Origin of the sequence: Stutzerimonas kunmingensis, from assembly GCF_032106285.1 — a bacterium.
Taxonomy (GTDB): domain Bacteria; phylum Pseudomonadota; class Gammaproteobacteria; order Pseudomonadales; family Pseudomonadaceae; genus Stutzerimonas; species Stutzerimonas kunmingensis_B.
In genome coordinates this window covers 1-13,750 of sequence record NZ_DAMCPO010000009.1, presented here as the reverse complement: position 1 = coordinate 13,750, position 13,750 = coordinate 1, and the positions used below count along the sequence as shown (strand labels likewise).

At 59.5% G+C, this 13,750-nt stretch carries 8 protein-coding genes and 1 pseudogene; all 9 read left to right on the top strand.

From position 1 onward, the window contains the following. Positions 1–882 (top strand): type IVB secretion system protein IcmH/DotU, encoded by an 882-nt coding sequence (gene icmH, locus RT582_RS09095; protein WP_313477198.1) that lies wholly within the window; start codon positions 1–3, stop codon positions 880–882. Between the two features lies 1 nt (position 883). Then, complete coding sequence (tssM, locus tag RT582_RS09090; protein WP_313477197.1) at positions 884–4,423, top strand: type VI secretion system membrane subunit TssM; 3,540 nt, start codon at positions 884–886, stop codon at positions 4,421–4,423. After that, on the top strand, positions 4,423–5,154 hold the full coding sequence (locus tag RT582_RS09085) for a PP2C family protein-serine/threonine phosphatase (RefSeq protein ID WP_313477196.1): 732 nt from the start codon (positions 4,423–4,425) through the stop codon (positions 5,152–5,154). Before tssM ends, RT582_RS09085 begins: the two co-directional genes overlap by 1 nt. Beyond that, positions 5,151–6,128: a serine/threonine-protein kinase gene (locus tag RT582_RS09080; protein WP_313477195.1), complete on the top strand. Its 978-nt coding sequence runs from the start codon at positions 5,151–5,153 to the stop codon at positions 6,126–6,128. Before RT582_RS09085 ends, RT582_RS09080 begins: the two co-directional genes overlap by 4 nt. Positions 6,129–6,149: 21 nt before the next feature. Continuing rightward, the gene (gene tssI / locus RT582_RS09075) at positions 6,150–8,198 is read left to right on the top strand and encodes a type VI secretion system Vgr family protein (RefSeq protein ID WP_313477194.1); all 2,049 of its coding nucleotides are present in this window, start codon (positions 6,150–6,152) and stop codon (positions 8,196–8,198) included. Positions 8,199–8,251: 53 nt separating this feature from the next. Beyond that, positions 8,252–10,570: a hypothetical protein gene (locus RT582_RS09070; RefSeq protein WP_313477193.1), complete on the top strand. Its 2,319-nt coding sequence runs from the start codon at positions 8,252–8,254 to the stop codon at positions 10,568–10,570. Continuing rightward, on the top strand, positions 10,567–11,427 hold the full coding sequence (locus RT582_RS09065) for an XAC2610-related protein (RefSeq protein WP_313477192.1): 861 nt from the start codon (positions 10,567–10,569) through the stop codon (positions 11,425–11,427). The genes RT582_RS09070 and RT582_RS09065 overlap by 4 nt, the downstream gene beginning before the upstream one ends. A 480-nt stretch (positions 11,428–11,907) precedes the next feature. Further along, positions 11,908–12,666 (top strand): hypothetical protein, encoded by a 759-nt coding sequence (locus tag RT582_RS09060; RefSeq protein WP_313477191.1) that lies wholly within the window; start codon positions 11,908–11,910, stop codon positions 12,664–12,666. A gap of 585 nt (positions 12,667–13,251) precedes the next feature. Next, positions 13,252–13,695: pseudogene (locus RT582_RS09055) on the top strand (hypothetical protein); the annotation flags it as partial. Positions 13,696–13,750: the final 55 nt, after the last annotated feature.

Here is a 13,750-nt window from a genome sequence, read left to right as displayed (position 1 = left end):
ATGATCAAGGAAATGGATTACGGACAGAACGACCACACGGTCATCGTCAACCGCGCCGGCGAGGCCCCGGCACAGAGCACGTTGACCGACTTCGACACCCCGCCGCGCTTCGAGCAGCTGGAGGAGCGGATGATCTACGCCGCCCGCCTGCGCCCGGCGGAGACGTTCAACATCAGCCTCAATCCGCTGGTGGCTGCCGCCTCGCCGCTGCTCTCGGAAGTGGTACGGCTCAAGCACAGCCTGGACAGCGAAGACCTGCAGGCACTGCACCGGCAATTGAGCAGCGCGATCAAGCTGTTCGAGCACCGAGCCCTGCACGATGGTGCCGAGAGCAGCCAGGTGATGGCAGCGCGCTACGTGCTCTGCACCACTCTCGATGAGGCCGTGGTGACCACGCCCTGGGGCAACGAAAGCGAGTGGTCGCAGATGAGCCTGCTGTCGAGCTTCCACAACGAGACCTTCGGCGGCGAGAAGTTCTTCCAGCTGCTCGAGCGGCTGTCGCGCAACCCGGTCAAGCACCTGCCGATGCTCGAACTGATGTACCTGTGCCTGTCCCTCGGCTTCGAGGGCAAGTACCGCGTGCTGCCGCGCGGCATGCTCGAACTGGAAGCGGTGCGCGACAGCCTCTACCGGCAGATCCGGCAGATGCGTGGCGACATACCGCGCGAGCTGTCGCCGCACTGGGAGGGCCTGAAGGATACCCGTCGGCGCCTGGTGCGCATCGTGCCCTGGTGGATGGTCGCGCTGTTCACCCTGATGTGCCTCGGGGTGATCTACGGCGGTTTCGCCTGGGTGCTCGGCGAACAACGCGAGAGCGTGCTGCAACCCTATCGCTCGCTGGACATGGACGCCGGCGGCTCCACCTTTTCAGGGATGAAATGAGATGAAGACGTTCTTCGGCAAACTCGGCGCCGTGCTGCGCCGAACCTGGGTCTGGAGCCTGCTGCTGGTCCTGCTGCTTGCGGTTCTGGTGTGGTTCGTCGGGCCGCTGCTGGCGGTGAATGACCACCGCTTCTGGGAGTCATCCAGCAGCCGTCTGCTGAGCATCAGCGTGCTGTTCCTCGGCTGGGGCCTGGCCATGGTCTTCGCCAGCTGGCGCGCCAGCGCACGCAAGAAGCGCGACGCCGAGGACCAGGACATTCAGGAGCAGCTGCGCCGCGACGGTCTGATCGGCGAGGAGCAACAGGAACTGCGCCATCGCTTCAAGCAGGCGCTGCGCACCCTGAAAACCTCCAGCCTCTACCGCGGGCGCAGCGAGAAATGGCGCAGCGAGCTGCCCTGGTACCTGCTGATCGGCCCGCAGGGCAGCGGTAAGACCAGCTTGCTGGACTTCTCCGGCCTGGATTTCCCGCTCAACCGCAGCGAACAGCAGCGCCTGACCAAGGACGTTTCCGGTACCCGCTACGCCGACTGGTACTTCGCCGATCATGCCGTGCTAATCGACACCGCCGGCCGCTATCTGACGCAGTCCGACGCCGTCGTCGACGGTAGCGCCTGGGACACCCTGCTCGGCTTGCTGCGCAAGCGCCGTGCCCGACCGCTCAACGGCGTGCTGGTCAACCTGCCGGTGGATCAGCTGCTAGGCGGCAATGAACTGGAGCTGGAGAACCTTGCCCGTCAGGCCCGCCAGCGCCTGCATGAAATCCACCAGCGCCTGGGCGTCGATGCACCCGTCTATCTGGTGCTGAGCAAGGCCGATCGGATTCTCGGTTTCGACGAGTTCTTCGATCAGCTGTCCCGCGAGGAAAGCGATCAGGTGCTCGGTGCAAGCTTCCGTAAGGAGCAGAATGGCAGCGATGCGCAGGTGGTGCGCGAGGAGTTCGAGGAACTCCTGCGCCGGCTGAACAGCCAGGTGATCATGCGCATGCACCAGGAACGTGACACCCAGCGCCGCGGCCGCATCCTCGACTTTCCCCATCAGCTGGGGCAGATCGGCGAGCGCCTGAGCCTGTTCATCGAACTCGCGTTTGCCGGCAACCGCTATCAGCGTGCCAGCCAGCTACGTGGCTTCTACCTGACCAGCGCGCCGCAGCTACGCGAAGGTCTCGACCCGCTCACTGCCGGCATCGGCCGCCAGCTCGGCCTGGCCAGCAGCGCACTGCCGACCTTCCGCAGCGGCCGTGCACGCTTCATCAATCAACTGCTCAGCCGGGTGATCTTTCCCGAAGCCGAACTGGCGGGCCTCGATCAGCGCGAGGTTCGCCGCATCGACTGGGGCCAGCGCGCGCTTTATGCAGGCGCCTTCGGTTGCCTGGTGCTGTTCGGCGGCGCCTGGGCACTGAACTTCTCCAGCAACCACGAGCGCCTCGAACAGCTGCGCGGCATCGCCCAGACGCTGGGTGGCGAACGCAAGACCATCGAAGCGGAAGACGAGGCACTGCGCACCCTCAAGGCGCTGGACGCGAGCTACGTGGCGACCCAGATATTTCCGCCCAGGGACGATGTGTCCTGGCTACGCCGTGGCGGCCTGTACCAAGGCGAGGCAGTCGACCCGACATTGCACGACGCCTACCGTCGCAATCTGGAAACGCTGCTGCTGCCACGGGTCGGTCGGCAGCTGGAAGCGCAGATTCGCGCCAACCTGAACGACCGCGAACAGCTGCTCGGCAGCCTGCGCGCGTACCTCATGTTGAACCTGGCCGAGCGCCGTGATGCGGCGTTTCTCAAGGACTGGCTGGCCGCCGACTGGTCGCTGCGCCATAGCGGCAACGCAGTTGCCCAGCAAGGCCTGAACACCCATTTTGCTCGTCTGCTGGAGGAGTCGTTCGCGCCCTATCAGCTGAACGACAATCTGGTGGCCAAGGCCCGCGCCCAGCTGCGCAGCGAATCGTTGGCAGCAGTGGTCTACCGCATGCTGCGCGATCAGGCGCGCAACCTTCCCGACTACCGTCTGAACACGCAGCTCGGCCCGCAGGCGTCACTGTTCGTCGGCGGCAACTATGCGATTCCCGGCTTCTATACCCAGCGTGGCTATCAGAAGCTGTTCGCCGCCCAAGGCGCCGAGCTGGTCAGCGAAATCCTGCGCGACAACTGGGTGCTGGGCGAAGGTGACAGCCTCAGTGCCAAGGACCTCGGCCGCCTGCTGGTGGAAATGGAGCAGCTTTACTTCCGTGACTACGCCACGCACTGGAGCGAAGCAATCGCCCAGCTGAACGTCCTCCCGGCCGGTAGTGCGGCGCAGGGTGCCGCGCAGCTCGCCGGGCTCACCGCAGCCAACTCGCCGCTGCTGCAACTACTGCTGGCGGTGCGCGACAACACCCGCTTCGCCGGTCTCGCGGAAGCGACTGCGGAGGCCGGCGAACTGGCCGATGCCGCCCAGAACGCTGGCGGCAAGCTTGGCAAGGCGGCCAAGCTTGCCACCGCCGCGGCGGAGCAGGCACAGGCTGCATTGCTGAAGAACGTACCGGACACCGCACGCAAGACCCTCGAACGCCGCTTCGCGCCGCTGCACCAGCTGCTCGACGAAAACGGCGCGGCTGGGCCGGAGCTGACGGCAAGCCTGCAGGCGCTCGACGCCCTGCAATTGCAGCTGGCCTCACTGGCCCACGCCAGCGCACCGGAACAGGCCGCATTCGAGATGGCCAAGGCGCGCATGGGTGGTCAGCGCGACGCCATCAACCAGCTGCGCAGCAGTGCTTCACGGCTCCCGCAACCAGTCGGCAAGTGGCTTGGTCTGCTGGCCGAGGACAGCTGGTCGCTGGTGCTCAGCGACGCCTATCACTACCTCAACCAGCGCTATCGCAACGAGCTCTACGCCAGCTACCGCGGTTCGCTGCGCGAGCGTTATCCGTTCAGCGCACACAGCGCCAGCGACGTCGCCCTCGCTGACTTCCGCGAGTTCTTCAAGGCCCAGGGTCTGGCAGACAGCTTCTTCGAGCGCTACCTCAAACCCTTCGTCAGCGGCAGCGCCGGTCAGTACCAACTGCGCCGGGTCGACGGTCGCGGCATGCCACTGTCCGAGCAGTTCCTCGCGCAGATGAGCCGGGCGCAGACCATTCGCCGCAGCTTCTTCGCCGAGAACCCCAACGAGCCGCTGATCCTGTTCAAGCTGGAGCCCTATTCGCTGGATTCGAGCCTCGGTCGTGCCGACTTCCGCTTCGGCAACCAGCAGATGGAGTATCGCCACGGTCCGATCGTGCAGACCGCATTCCGCTGGCCAGCCGAGGCCGACGACGGGCGCACCAGCCTGGTGGTGGAAGAACTCGGCGGGCGTCGCGTCGGCATCGAGAAGAACACCGGCCCTTGGTCGCTGTTCCGCCTGATCGACCTGATGCAGGTCGACTACCACAGCGGCCGCGACGTGCTGATGCTCAAGGCCGATCTCGGCGGCCTGCGCGCTAACTACCTGCTGCACGCGCAGCGCTCGCCGAATCCTTTCGACCTCGCGCTGCTGCGCGGCTTCAAGCTGCCGGCGACGCTGTGATGAGCGCGACGGCGTGTAGCTGGCGCAGCGCGGCGCGCACCGACACTGGCAAGGTGCGGGCGCGCAACGAAGATGCCTTCCTCGACCTCCCGCAGGCCGGCCTCTGGGCCGTGGCCGACGGCATGGGCGGACACCAGAACGGCGCGCTGGCGAGTCGCCTGATCGTCGAGCAGCTGGCCGATCTGTCCTCTACGGGCGACCTGCCGGAGCGGGTGCTGGCGTTGCGGCGCTGTCTGCACGAGCTGAATCGTCGGCTCAGCCAGGAACTTACGGTCACCGCCGAACGCCCGGACCCGGTGATCGGCAGCACCGTGGTCGCCCTGCTCGTGGAGGATGACCGCGCGGCATGCATCTGGGCGGGCGACAGCCGCTGTTATCTGTGGCGCAGTGGGCGGCTCTATCAGCTATCGCGGGATCATTCGCTGTTGCAGCAGCTGCTCGACGAGCAACAACTGACCCCCGAACAAGCAGCCAGGCATCCTGCGGCCCATGCGCTGACCCGCGCCATCGGGGCCCGTGAAGAGCTGGAGCTGGATATCCTCGAGTTCGACGTGTTTCCCGGTGACACGCTGCTGCTGTGCAGCGATGGGCTTCATCAAAGCATGTCCGCCGATGCCCTCGGTGCTGCACTCAGCCTGCCATCCACTCACCTGGCACTCGAAAGGCTGTTTCGTCAGGCATTGAAGGGGCCGGCGCGGGACAACCTTAGCGCCGTGGTGATCCGCCGATGAACGCACCGCAACTGCAGGCCAGCGACCTCACCTACTTTGCCCTGGCGTCCACCGCGGCCACGCCAGCAGCGGTCAAACCGAAGACAGCCCCTGGCGAGCTGCCGGACGTGCTCGGTGGCCGCTACCGGATCGAGCGCCTGCTCGGCGTCGGCGGCATGGGTGCGGTCTATCGTGCGCGCGATCTGCTGCGCGAACAGTTTGGTGATCCGGAACCATACGTGGCGCTGAAGACCCTCAGCGAGGATTTCGCCGAATACCCCGACGCCAGCGCGCTGCTCTACAGCGAGTACGCGCTGACCACCCGCCTCAGCCATCGGCACGTGGTGCGCCTGTACAACTTCGATATCGACCCGGCCAGCCAGCGTGCCTTCATCACGCTGGAGCTACTCAAGGGGCCGACCCTCGATCAGTTGCTGTGCGAACGCCCGCAAGGCATGGCCTGGAGCGAACTGCAGGGCATCGCGTTACCGCTGCTGGAAGCGCTGACCTACTCCCACAGCTTGGGCGTGCTGCATGGCGACCTGAAACCGAGCAACGTGATGCTCGCCGATGACGGCCTGCGCCTGTTCGACTACGGCCTTGGCCAACCGCTGGAAGGCCTGTTGCCCGGTCTGCCGCGCCTGTGCCGCACGCGTTTTGCAGCCTGGACGCCGCGTTATGCGGCACTGGAGTTGCTCGATGGCGGCGAGCTGACCGCCAGCGCCGATATCTATGCGCTGGCTTGCGTGCTCTACGAGCTGGCCAGCGGCAGCCACCCATATCGTCGGCTCAGCGCCCGCCAGGCCAAGGCAATGGAACTGGACCGCGCGCTGCAGCGGCCACCGCAGCTGCCCGCGCATTGCTGGCCGGCACTGCGTCTGGCGCTGGCATTCGACGAAGCGCAGCGCAGCATCGATGCGGCAGGTCTGTTGCACGCCTTCAGCCGCCCCGCACCGAGCCGCTTGCAGCGCTGGTTCGGTCACTCCCATGGATGACATCAGGACAAGGAAAGCCCCATGTTCAACGCGGCCAATGAAACCCACTTCAGCCTGACGCTCGAGGGCGTGGAGCACGACCTGCAGGTCCTCGCCTTCAGTGGTCGGGAAGCCATCAGCCAACCGTATCGCTTCGACCTCGAGCTGGTCAGCGAGCTGCCTGATCTGGATCTGCAGGCGCTGCTGCATAAACCCGCCTTTCTCGCTTTCGACCCCGCCGCCATGGGCATCCACGGCCTGGTCCACCGCATCGCCCAGGGTGAATCGGGCAAACGCTTGACCCGCTATCGCCTTACGCTCGTTCCGCAACTGGCCTACCTCGCCCATCGCACTAACCAGCGCATCTTTCAGCACCTCAGCGTGCCGCAGATCGTCGCCCAGGTGCTCGAGGAGCACGGCATCCAGGCCAACGCCTACCGCTTCCAGCTCGGCCCGGTGATCTACCCGCCGCGCGAATATTGCGTGCAGTACGACGAAACCGACCTGCACTTCATCCAGCGCCTGTGTGAGGAAGAAGGTATCCATTACCACTTCGAGCACAGCACCAGAGGTCATGTGCTGGTTTTCGGCGATGACCAGACCAGCTTCGCCAGACTCGGTCAGCCGACCGCCTATCTGCAGGACAACGGCATGACGGCCGACGAGCCGGTGATCAAGCGCTTCGCCGTGCGTGTCGCGACACGCACCAGCCGCGTCAGCCGTCGTGACTATGATTTCGAACAGCCCAGATTACTGATGGAAGCGGCCTATCGCGCCGAGCCAGCACAGGCCTCCAACTCGCAACCAGACCTCGAAGACTACGACTATCCGGGTCGCTTCACCGAGCGCGCCCGTGGCAAGCACCTGTCGCAACGCGCTCTGGAGCGCCATCGCAGCGATTGCCGCCTCGCCAAGGGCAGCAGCGATCAGCCCAGCCTGGTCAGCGGTCATCTGCTGGAGATATCCGACCATCCACGCCGGGAATGGAACGACCTCTGGCTGCTCACTGAGGTGCTGCATGAAGGCAAGCAGCCGCAGGTGTTGGAAGAGTCGATCACTAATCATGTCGATACCGGTGACGGCTTTGCCCAGGGCTACCGCAACCGTTTCAGCGCCACGCCCTGGGACATTCCTTTCCGTCCGCCATTGAACCATCCGAAGCCGAAGGTGCTCGGCAGCCAGACCGCCGTCGTCACCGGGCCGGCGGGCGAAGAAATCCACTGCGATGAATACGGCCGCGTGCGCGTTCAATTTCACTGGGATCGTGAAGGCCAGGCCGATGACAAGACCAGCTGCTGGCTGCGCGTCAGCTCCAGCTGGGCCGGCGACCGCTACGGCGGCATCGCCATCCCGCGTGTTGGCATGGAAGTGCTGGTGACCTTCCTCGAAGGCGACCCCGATCAACCGCTGGTGACCGGCTGCCTGTACCACAAGGAACACCAGGTTCCCTACGACCTGCCGGCGAACAAGACCCGCACGGTGTTCAAGACCCTGAGCAGCCCGGGCGGTGGCGGCTACAACGAGCTGCGCATCGAAGACCGCAAGGGCGCCGAACAGATCTACCTCCACGCCCAGCGCGACTGGGACGAGAACATCGAGCACGACCAGAAGATCCGCGTCGGCCACGAGCGTCACGACACGGTGGAGGCCAACAGCTACAGCGAATTCCGCGCCGAGGAGCACCTGGCCGTTGCCGGCGACCGCAAGGTCGAAGTCAAACCCGACGACCACCTCACTGTCGCCCATACCCAGCACATCAAGCTCGGCACTGCCCATCTGACCAAGGCCGGCCGCGAGATCCACCTCAAGGCCGGGCAGAAAATGGTCATCGAAGCCGGCATCGAACTGACCCTCAAGGCCGGCGGCAGCTTCATCAAGCTCGACCCAGGCGGCATCACCGTCTCCGGCCCGCTGGCACGAATAAACGCCGGCGGCACGCCGGGCAAGGGCTCGGGGATCAAGATCAAATCACCGGTGCTGCCGGGAATGGCCGATAGCGACAAGGCCGGAAGCCTACTGGAGCAGGCAATGCCAGGTGAGGCGGAAAGTCTGCTCAGCAAACGCAAGCGCTCGCTCAATTTTTCAGGCTAAGAAAAGGACAGAGCCGGCTGCCCCGCCGGCTCGAACGCAAGGATGCATCGAACATGAACCAATCCAACCCGATCAGCTGGGCATACCCGTTTCCTGGCAAGGACAGCAGCAACAATCCGCTGCAGCTGCTTACACATATGGCCCAGGCCAAGGGCGGGTTCTACCCCACCGGCGAGAACGGCTTATGGCATGGCGGCGTCCACTTCGACGAAGGCACGGCCGCTGCATTCGACCAGTCGAGCGTGCGCTGTATCGCCGACGGAGAGGTGATTGCCTACCGCATCGACGAGCGCTACCCAGTCAGCGAATTCACAGACGACATCCCCTTGGTCAAACGTGCACCCTTTTCCACGGGGTTCGTTCTGGTCAAGCACAGCCTGCAGCCGCCGCCACTGAAGAACGCTGACGGCAGCATCGTCGAAGGGCAAACTCCTCCAAGCCTCACTCTCTACAGCCTGTACATGCACCTGCTGGATTGGGCGGGCTACCAAGCGCAACCGGACCTGCCGCGCCCCACCTTTTGGGAAACCAAACGCTACACCGTGAATACGCAGCAGGATGGGCTGAGCGTCCGCTCCGGGCCGAGCAAGAACACCACTAAGCTGTCGGAGCTGTCCAAGGGTGCCGAGATCACCATCGACAGAGCGGAGGGCGAATTCAGCAAGCTGGTCAGTCTGATCAGCGGGACGGCACAACCCGCCCTATCAGCTGACGACGAGGGGCACCTACCCGGCTATGTATCCACCAGCTTGCTCAAACCGCACAGCGAGCCAGCGGAATACGACAAGGTAGTCGTTCTCGACAGCGGAGTGTCGATCAAGGCGGGTGAACTTATTGGCCATCCCGGTCTGTACCAGAACCACGACAGCGCCGCTCAGCACATGGTCCATGTAGAACTATTCAGCTGCGACGATGTGCCTGCATTCATCGCCCGGAGCCGCGCCTGGGCGAGCCGCTTGCCCGACGACCAGAAGACCCTGCTCAAGGTCTATAAAGGCGCAAGCAAGCTGATTCCGCACCGGGACGACATCAATGCCGAGAACCCGCCCAAATTGGACGACGATGGCACGCAGATCGGCGTCGACCTGATCATTCCGCAGTCCTTGTTGGATGGACTCTCCGCTTCGAGAAAAATCCAGGTCAAGGATGGCGCTGACAACACCATGCACTGGTGGCGGCTGGACGGCCTGTTCGCCGACGCTAACGGTAACCCCATCGACGGCTGGCTCGCCGAGCAGGAGCTGATCACTACTCGTCACAGTCCGTGGGAGTGGGAAGGCTTCCAGTGCATCGAGGAAACCGGAACGCCCGTCGAAAAGCTCACCTACGCCTTCAATGCCAGAGGCCTGCTAAGCACAGACGAAGAGCACAACTACCGGGCGCAGATCAGCAAAGCCGATGGCGGCCCAATCGTAACGCTCGCTCGACTCTACGATATCGCCGATACCGACAAGGATGGCGTATTGACCAGCGCTGAAATCCAAGCAGCGCTGACCAGGCCTTGGCACGCTCAAGTGCTTGGCCAACTGGTCGCCAAATATGAAAGCGAGTGGTTCTGGAACAAGGACAAGTGGGATGAACTCGATCCATTGTTAGCGGAAGAGTCCGGAAAGCCGAACCTCGTTTGGGAAGTGGAAAAGCAGCGAATCGAGAAGTTAAGTTGGTGGAACGATCTGGCTGGGAGACATGGGATTCCTACAAGCGGAATAATTTGGAATATTTCACCAAACGGTTTCTTATCAAGCTTCGCCAACAGGGCTCTTCTGGTTTCTAGAGCAACGCTTGCGTATATCATGAACTCAGCTTCCGACGAGATACTCGATAAGTACCTTCTTCCGATCAACAATACGCTTGAAGCATTTGAAATAAATACACCTCTTCGTATAGCACATTTTTTGTCTCAAATAGGGCATGAAACCGGAGAGCTACGGTACTCTGCGGAACTCAGCTCTGGCAAACAATACGAAGGTCGTTCAGACCTAGGCAACACCCAAGCAGGCGACGGGCAAAAATTTAAGGGGCGCGGACTCTTGCAAATAACTGGGCGAAGCAATTACGAAGCCTGCGAAGCCTTTCTAAAAAACATAAAAGAATTCGAAAACCTCGATATTACAAGTTCCACTGAGCGCGCAGAGCAGCTGGCGTACAATCCAAAGCTAGCAGCACTCGCATCCGGCTACTACTGGGCTAAGCTGAAACCTAACTTAAATGCAGCCGCTGATAGCGATGACTTATACTGGGTATCAGTCTACGTGAATGGATGGGCAAGGCAGGAAAGTCCATTCTACCCAAACAGAAGCAAAGAACCTAACAACATGCATCACCGCGCGCAAATGCTGGAACGAGCAAAGCGAGCTTTGGGAATTCTATGAAGAGAGTTATCACTGCAGTTCTTTCATTAGCTTATCTGCACGTATGCCATGCTGAAACTGCATCTGTAACAGAGATAATAGCCTATGAAGGCAAGGTCGCTGGAAGCGAAATTTTTATGACGCTATCGGAAACTAACGGCGATATTGTAGGAGGCTACCATTATAAAAAATATGGCACAGCCATACCGCTGCGAGGCTCAATTGAAAACAACCATATAATATTGATAGAAAAGTCCACCTTAGGCGAGGCAAAGATAAGTGCCGAGCTTGACAATCAATTGATGAAGGGCACCTGGAAAGGTGACAGGATTAGCCACAGTATTCATGCCAGCGCCCTCAGCAAAAGCTACAAAAATCTCATTAACGGAATAGACATTTCAAAAAATCACCCAAACACTAATATAGCAATTAAATTTATAGACGGCAGAGCCCAAAATTTTGAAATAGAGACCCTAACGGATACCACATCGATCGTGTTCGAGGACTACAACTTCGACGGCTTCCCTGACTTGAGAGTACTCGAGAGCAGCACTGGCTCCAATACAACTTACATTGCATGGACTTACGAGCCAAGCAAAAAAGCATTTGAATACTCTGAGGAAATGTCAATACTGTCGAGCCCTAAGGTCCTGCATAGCGAAAGGGCGATACTATCCTTATCTCGAGATGGCTGTTGTCGTTACATCGCCTCCAAATCAGCGGGCCACGAAAAGCACTCTGCCGAATTCGAGTATGAGAAGCTTACAGGGGTTGAACGCGTAACTGATTTCAAAACAAATACAACCACAACTAGATTAATAAGCCAGAAATACTTCGAGCGAAAATATCTTACTCCCATGGGAGCTGATGGCTTATAGGTACTCCATCTTCAAAAAAGCAGAACAAGGATTGGTGGACGGAGAACATAACGATCAATCTTCTAGTTCTTCAATTGATTGCAATCGAAGGGGACCATCTGTAGCCCGCTATCGCTAACCATGCCCACGGCGCGCCAAGTAATGACTGAAGGTTCAAGATCAACCCGCCGGGGCTGCTGAATCAAATGATGAGTATCAACCTTACGATCCGCCCGCACTCTACAAGCCGATGTCAATTTCGTAAGCCAACCGGATAAAGCAGCCGAGCCCGAACATTCTGTCCGATTATGATCCGGGATATGAAAGAAGGTAATTTTTACCGGAAAAAACTAAGCGACTATATTAATTCTGTTGAGGTAGATTATGTAGAGGCTCGCAGAATAATCAACGGCTCTGATCAGCAGCAACTTATAGCCGGCTATGCAAGAAAGTTTGAATCCATCTAAGAAAAACGTCCTCGGCAAAGGAAGTCTTCGCTCCATGAAACACGTACGGTTTTTAGCTCTGCTTATCTCACTAACGCTGACCATCAGCGCACACGCAAGCGCTTACACCATTTCATTAAATGATGACGGGGTGGCGGAAATCTATACAGCAGACATGGACGCGGGCACTCTGACGATCAAGCAGGGAACGAAAACGACAATTATCGCCGACATTGTTGGCTACGCAGGGCAGACAGCCAGAACTTTGGTGCGGTTCAATGGCGGGCCCGCACTGAGCTATGAAAACTCTGGATCGAATATACATTTCGAAGTCTTTTATACCCTAAAAGTCAAAGATAATATCCCTCTTATCGACTGCATATACAGCAATATTCGCAACGGGCAGAATGGTGCCTCCATTCGAAAAGCTGTTTGCCTTAAAAAAATATTATCGAGCGATTACCAGGATACAGCTTTCCGTTACACAGACGCCTGGATTGAGGAATCTAATAGAGCGTCCCTACAATCTGTTATGGCCGAGCCTGCTGAAGCCGCTGTAACATCCCTCGGCAAGCTAGGCAATGTGCTTGTTGCGCTGCGCTACGACTCGATCGAAGATCTAATGTCTGCTACTCCGAAAACCATAGCGTCAGTAGCCGGGAAAACTTATGTAGTGACCATCGGTAACGCTTATTTGGTGTATGACGTCGATGGTGCTACAGCATCAGCTCTGGATGTGGAAACGGACCCTATAGCACATTCATTGAAGCGCCTGACAGCTACAGAGCTATTGCAAGCTATTAAGAAAAACTGAACTTTCTCACCATCTGATGCACCCCACCCAATATTCATGCTTAGATTTATACACGCCATCACCTATACTATTATCGTGGTGCTGACTGTTCCACTTACAGCAGCAACGGAACGTCTACCACCATTTTTTTACTGCAAATCGAAATCCGATAAAACCCTAGAGTTATATAAACAGAACAATACGATCAGCTATAAATTTGGGTATCCGGGTCGCACACCCGAGCTTGAATTAAATAGATTAGTGGATGAGGTTGACATATTAATAGGTAACGCAACTGGCAGCGAACTGAGCAACTCCATCACGTTCACCAATGGAGCCTACTCGCATACAGTGATATCCAGAATTAACAGAGTAGCTGATGTTCAAATACCCGAGCACGGAATACTAGTTAAGAAAAATTCAAAATACTTAACTTATACCTCATGCATTCCAGCCTCCGTGCGCGGAAACCTGCTTGACGTTGAATAATTACCTAAAGCGGCGACCACTTGTTGCCTGTGGTGCAAAACATACGACATCTTATTGCCATCACCCCACAACCCTGCCATAAAAGCGCACTCGCCATGACGCTACAAGGATGTACCGATGCGATTGCTGCGCCGAGCCCTGGGGGCTGTCTTGTTGTTGGCTGTGCTGGCCGTGGGTGTCGGGCTGTATTTCGTGGCCTACCCGAACCTTCCAGAGTACGAAGCGCCCGAAGCGCTGCATTATCTGGAGCAGTGGGACACCACGCAGCGGCAGACCTATTACTACACGCCGCAAGGCACCCAGGTTAAGGGACTGGAGTACGACTGGTTCCGTGCGCTGGAGCTGCCCTTCAGCCGGGACAGGTTCGCCACGCCCGACTACCTCGCGCGCTTCGGCTTTCTGGTCGATCCCGCGCAAAAAGCCACCGCGCTGAACCCCGGCAACCTGCCGGTGGGCTTTGCCCGCCACGAGGATGATGAGACCGGTCGCGCCTATCTGGATGTGACCTGCGCGGCCTGCCACACCGGCGAGCTGCGCTACGGGGGTCAGGCCATTCGTATCGTAAGCGCTCCATAAACTCCATCTTCAAACGAGCAGGCAGTCGGCCGATTCTGCG

Bases quoted from the DNA above. Each gene is read 5' to 3' on its own strand.
- icmH (WP_313477198.1), top strand. From the start codon at position 1: ATGATCAAGGAAATGGATTACGGACAGAACGACCACACGGTCATCGTC.
- tssM (WP_313477197.1), top strand. From the start codon at position 884: ATGAAGACGTTCTTCGGCAAACTCGGCGCCGTGCTGCGCCGAACCTGG.
- RT582_RS09085 (WP_313477196.1), top strand. From the start codon at position 4,423: ATGAGCGCGACGGCGTGTAGCTGGCGCAGCGCGGCGCGCACCGACACT.
- RT582_RS09080 (WP_313477195.1), top strand. From the start codon at position 5,151: ATGAACGCACCGCAACTGCAGGCCAGCGACCTCACCTACTTTGCCCTG.
- tssI (WP_313477194.1), top strand. From the start codon at position 6,150: ATGTTCAACGCGGCCAATGAAACCCACTTCAGCCTGACGCTCGAGGGC.
- RT582_RS09070 (WP_313477193.1), top strand. From the start codon at position 8,252: ATGAACCAATCCAACCCGATCAGCTGGGCATACCCGTTTCCTGGCAAG.
- RT582_RS09065 (WP_313477192.1), top strand. From the start codon at position 10,567: ATGAAGAGAGTTATCACTGCAGTTCTTTCATTAGCTTATCTGCACGTA.
- RT582_RS09060 (WP_313477191.1), top strand. From the start codon at position 11,908: ATGAAACACGTACGGTTTTTAGCTCTGCTTATCTCACTAACGCTGACC.